7 protein-coding genes are annotated in these 4298 nt (G+C 68.6%); 4 read left to right on the top strand and 3 right to left on the bottom strand.

Translation table 11 applies throughout. The annotated features are described in order from the left end of the window. Nucleotides 1–125: 125 nt before the first annotated feature. Nucleotides 126–548, top strand: a complete 423-nt coding sequence (locus tag NQ160_RS19495) for an NUDIX hydrolase (RefSeq protein WP_257516768.1) — start codon at nt 126–128, stop codon at nt 546–548. Here NQ160_RS19495 and NQ160_RS19490 read toward each other — a convergent pair. Both NQ160_RS19490 and NQ160_RS19485 read right to left on the bottom strand, forming a co-directional pair. Further along, nucleotides 541–1044, bottom strand: coding sequence for an aminoacyl-tRNA deacylase (locus tag NQ160_RS19490; protein WP_257516767.1), 504 nt, complete (start codon nt 1042–1044; stop codon nt 541–543). The two genes, NQ160_RS19495 and NQ160_RS19490, sit on opposite strands and share 8 nt — an antisense overlap. Continuing rightward, entirely contained in the window at nt 1041–1628 is a 588-nt protein-coding gene (locus tag NQ160_RS19485) for a DNA helicase (RefSeq protein ID WP_257516766.1), read from the bottom strand. The genes NQ160_RS19490 and NQ160_RS19485 overlap by 4 nt, the downstream gene beginning before the upstream one ends. Nucleotides 1629–1732: 104 nt before the next feature. Here NQ160_RS19485 and NQ160_RS19480 point away from each other — a divergent pair, with 104 nt between their 5' ends. Both NQ160_RS19480 and NQ160_RS19475 read left to right on the top strand, forming a co-directional pair. Beyond that, nucleotides 1733–2290, top strand: a complete 558-nt coding sequence (locus NQ160_RS19480; RefSeq protein ID WP_257514061.1) for a peptidylprolyl isomerase — start codon at nt 1733–1735, stop codon at nt 2288–2290. A gap of 19 nt (nt 2291–2309) precedes the next feature. Continuing rightward, on the top strand, nt 2310–3161 hold the full coding sequence (locus NQ160_RS19475; protein ID WP_257514060.1) for a rhomboid family intramembrane serine protease: 852 nt from the start codon (nt 2310–2312) through the stop codon (nt 3159–3161). A gap of 81 nt (nt 3162–3242) precedes the next feature. On the opposite strand, the gene NQ160_RS19470 is transcribed toward NQ160_RS19475, so the two are convergent. Then, on the bottom strand, nt 3243–3482 hold the full coding sequence (locus NQ160_RS19470) for a cell division protein CrgA (protein WP_257514059.1): 240 nt from the start codon (nt 3480–3482) through the stop codon (nt 3243–3245). Nucleotides 3483–3535: 53 nt separating this feature from the next. On the opposite strand from NQ160_RS19470, the gene NQ160_RS19465 reads away from it, so the two are divergent. Continuing rightward, the coding region (locus NQ160_RS19465) for a class E sortase (RefSeq protein ID WP_257516765.1) at nt 3536–4298 on the top strand (763 nt) is incomplete at its 3' end.

Raw genomic sequence — 4298 nt, 5'->3', positions numbered from 1 at the left:
CGCTTCTCGTTTCGGCACCGACTCCGCGTCCCGGGCGAAACCCGTGCGGGCCGTACCCTAAACGATCAGCCCGCCGCCTCGCGACCACCCCCGACTGCTCCGCCTGCCTGGCTAGAGTCGCACGCATGCAACTTCGAGTCGCCGCCTACGCCGTCATCAGGGATGACGACGACCGCGTGCTGCTCGCGCACTGGAACGACAACGGCCGCTCGGGCTGGACGATGCCGGGCGGAGGCCTGGAGGCGGGGGAGGACCCGCAACATGCCGTGCGCCGCGAAGTGCGCGAGGAGACGGGCTACAAGGTCGCCGTCGACGACCTTCTCGGCATCCACTCCCGCGTCATCCCCGCCTCGCGTCGCCTGGAGGCCGCCGAGGACCCGCTGCACACCCTGAGGATCGTGTACTCCGCCCGTGTGACCGGCGGACGCCTGCGCGATGAGATCGGCGGATCGACCGATCGAGCGGAGTGGTTCCCGGTGCCGGGGGTGCGGCTGCTGCAGCGCCTGAAGCTCGTGGACATCGCGCTGAAGATGGCCGACGTCAGCTGAGGGGCGCCCCAGGCGGCGGCTCCGCGACGGAGATATCCGCCACGGTCGCCCCGTACGCCGCTATGAGGGCGTCTGCGTCGACGAACAGGCTGTAGCCGGGGGCACCGGCTCCCATGGCGATGCGTTTGCCCCTGATGCGCTCGTCGGCGAACACCGGCCAGTCCACGGTGCTGCCGATGGGAACGATCGTGCCGCGTGCGTAGCCGGTCGCGGCGAAGGCGTGCTCAGCGTCGGGGAGGCGCAGCTTGTTGACCCCCACGACGGCGCGGAGCTTGGGCCATGAGATCACCCGATCCCCGGGGACGAGAGCGAAGAGATAGGTGTCGTCGCTGCGCTTGACCACGAGGGTCTTGACGATGTCGGCCGGCCGGATGCCGAGCAGCTCGGCGGCCTCGGGCAGGCTGTGTGCGGCGGGTCGCTCCCGGAAAGACACCTCGAGCCCGCGCGCCTGTGCGGCGTCGCGGGCTCGAGAGAGACCGTCGGACGGTGTCGTCACGCGTCCGGTGCGCTCAGCGGGTCATCGGCCACCCACAGCTCGTCATCGGCGCGCAGCGTCTGCCAGGCGGCGTACGCGACGCCGAGCGCCGCAGAGATGGCCAGGATGATCGCGATGACGCTGCCGGCGCTCATGCTCTTCTTCGGCTCCGGAGCGACGACGGCGAGCTTCTTGGCGAACTTCTTCGCCGCGTCCTTGCTGTACTTGTCAGCCTTCTTGGAGTACTTCGACACGTCGGGGGCGGCGAAGCCGCGACCCGCGGCGACCCGCGCACGCGTGTCGTTGGCGGCGTCCCACACCGACATCGCCGAACCGACGACGGCGCCGGCTGCGGGAACGACCTTGTCGTTGAGCACCTGCCGCGACACCTTCGTGGCCTTGGAGACGTATGGGGCGGCGTACTGCCCGTACGCGCCGCTGATCACCGGCATGACGTTCTCGCGCTGGTAGTGGCCGAGCTGACGGCCGGCCTCCTTGGCGACGTTGGCCGCTTCCCCCACGAGAACCTGCTGAGATTCCCACAGGGTGTTCGCCTGCTTCTGGAGCTTGCGGAGTTCCTTCTTGCGCTTGCGGCTGAGGCTCACGAGGGGCCCTCCCTAAATCGCTCGGACACGTTTATCCATATCTTGCCAGACGACCCCACCCCCGGACGGGAGGGGTTGCACATAACTCTGCGAGAATGTACGACATGGCACTCCCCACAGCGGTCGCGACCCTGCACACCAACCACGGCGACATCGTCGTCAATCTCTTCGGAGACCACGCACCCCGTACGGTGCAGAACTTCATCGGCCTGGCCGACGGAACGGGCGCCTGGACCGACCCCGCCACCGGCAAGCCGGGCGAGGGTCCGCTGTACAAGGACGTGATCTTCCACCGCATCATCCCCGGCTTCATGATCCAGGGGGGCGACCCGCTCGGCAAGGGCGTCGGCGGCCCCGGCTACACGTTCGACGACGAGATCAACCCCGAGCTGACCTTCGGCGCGCCGTACCTGCTGGCCATGGCCAACGCGGGGCTGCGTCGCAACGCGATCACCGGCAAGGCCGAGGGCACGAACGGATCGCAGTTCTTCATCACCACGGACCCCACGCCGTGGCTCAACGGCAAGCACACGATCTTCGGCGAGGTCGCCGACGACGCCTCGCGTGCCGTGGTCGACGAGATCGCCAAGGTTCCCACCGCGGCCGGCGACCGCCCGGTCGAGCCCGTCGTGATCTCCTCCATCGACATCGCGGCCGTCTGAGCATCGGTCGACTCGGCGCGTGACCGCACCGGACTTCGGCGCCAATCCGGAGAACTTCTGCTACCGGCATCCTGACCGGCAGAGCTTCGTGCTGTGCCAGCGGTGCCTGCGCACGATCTGTCCTGAGTGTCAGACGCAGATGCCGGTCGGTGTGATCTGTCCGGAGTGCCTGCGCGACCAGCAGAAGGCGGCGAAGCTCACGCGCATGCCGTCGCGGCGGGCGGTCACGCGCGATCCGCGGCCGCTGGTGACGTATGCGCTGATCATCCTCACGTCGATCACGTACGTCCTGGCCCAGCTTCCGGTGGTCGGCGGCTACGTCTCGTCGTACCTGGCCTTCAACAGCGCCTTCGTCCTGCCGAGTCCCGCTTTCCAGCCGTGGCGGCTGCTGACGGTCACGCTCGTGCACGCGAGCCTCTGGCACGTCGCGCTGAACATGCTGGCGTTGTGGGCGCTGGGACGCAGCCTCGAGCCGCTGCTGGGTCGCGCGCGATTTCTGGCGCTGTACCTGCTGAGCGCGCTCGGCGGCTCGGTGCTTGTGGCGCTGCTCGCGCCGGGCACGTGGGTTGTGGGCGCATCGGGTGCGGTGTGGGGCCTGCTGGGCGCCATGTTCGTGATCGGGCGGCACCTGGGCGCCAACGTGACCGCCATCGCGGTGCTGCTGGGGCTCAACCTCGTGATCACCTTCCTGCCGGGGTCGGGCATCTCCTGGCAGGCCCACATCGGCGGCGGCCTCGTGGGCGCGCTCGTGGGGATGATCTTCGCCCGCACGCGGGCCGAGCGTCAGCGGCAGCAGCAGATCTGGCTGCTCGTGGCCGTCGGAGTGGGATTGCTGGCGCTGCTGGTCATCCCCGCGCTGGTCTACGGATAGTTATCCACAGGTTCATCCCCAGCCTGGGGATGAATCACACCGGTGTAATTCACAGGTGTGGAGGGGGTGTGGAAGGGCGGCTCAGCGCCAGCGGGTCGTCATCAGGAAGCCGACGAACGCGATGCCGAAGCCGATCACGAGGTTCCAGGGGCCGATACCCGGAATGGGGAACTGCGTGCTGCTCAGGTAGAACACGAGCACCCACAAGAGGCCCAGGAGCATGAGCCCGAACATGATGGGCTTGAACCACACGGGATTGGGGGCGGGGTCGCCCTCGGGGCGCTCGGTGACGGGCTCGCCGGGCTTGTCGGAAGGTGCCATGCGGGCAAGTTTAGCCTCAGCGCCTTGTCATGCCGCTTCGTTAGGATGCAGACGTGTCCGACCCCGCCGCCCCGCCGCTTCGTCGTCGTCGTTCCGCCGCCCCGCGTGGCCGCGCGAGCGTCGTTGGCGTGATCGGTGAGATCCTCATGACCCTCGGCATCGTGCTGCTGCTGTTCATGGTGTGGCAGCTGTGGATCGGCGATGCGATCATCGGCGAGCAGCGCCAGTCGCAGGCCCGCGAGATCACGCAGGAATGGGCGATGGGGGAGCAGGGGCAGACGGTCCCCGAGCCGACGCCCGATCCCAGCGTCGAGTCCGAGCCCGCCCCGGTGGAGCCGGTCGTCCCCGCCCCCGTGGGGGATGCCGAGGTGTTCGGAGCCCTTCACATCCCGCGGTTCGGAGACACCTGGGTGTTTCCGATCGCCGAGGGGATCAGCAAGTCCCGTGTGCTCGACCCGATCGGGGTCGGCCACTATCCGGGGACGGCCATGCCGGGGGACATGGGTAACGTCGCCCTGGCCGCACACCGCTATACGCAGGGGGCGCCGTTCGAGCACGTTCCGTCGCTGCAGATCGGCGACGCGATCGTGCTCGAAACGCAGGAGGGGTGGTACACCTACCGCTTCCGGAACATGGAGTACGTACGACCCGATGAGGTGGCAGTGCTCGAGCCTGTGCCGCAGCGTCCCGGCGTCGCCGCGGACGGGCGCTACCTCACGCTCACGACCTGCAGTCCGATGTGGTCCACGGCGGAGCGCCTCGCGGCGTATGCGGTGTTCGACTCATTCACTCCGCGTGCCGACGGCCCCCCGGAGT

The organism is Microbacterium sp. zg.Y909, from assembly GCF_024626565.1.
This window is presented reverse-complemented; position numbering and strand designations above follow the sequence as displayed.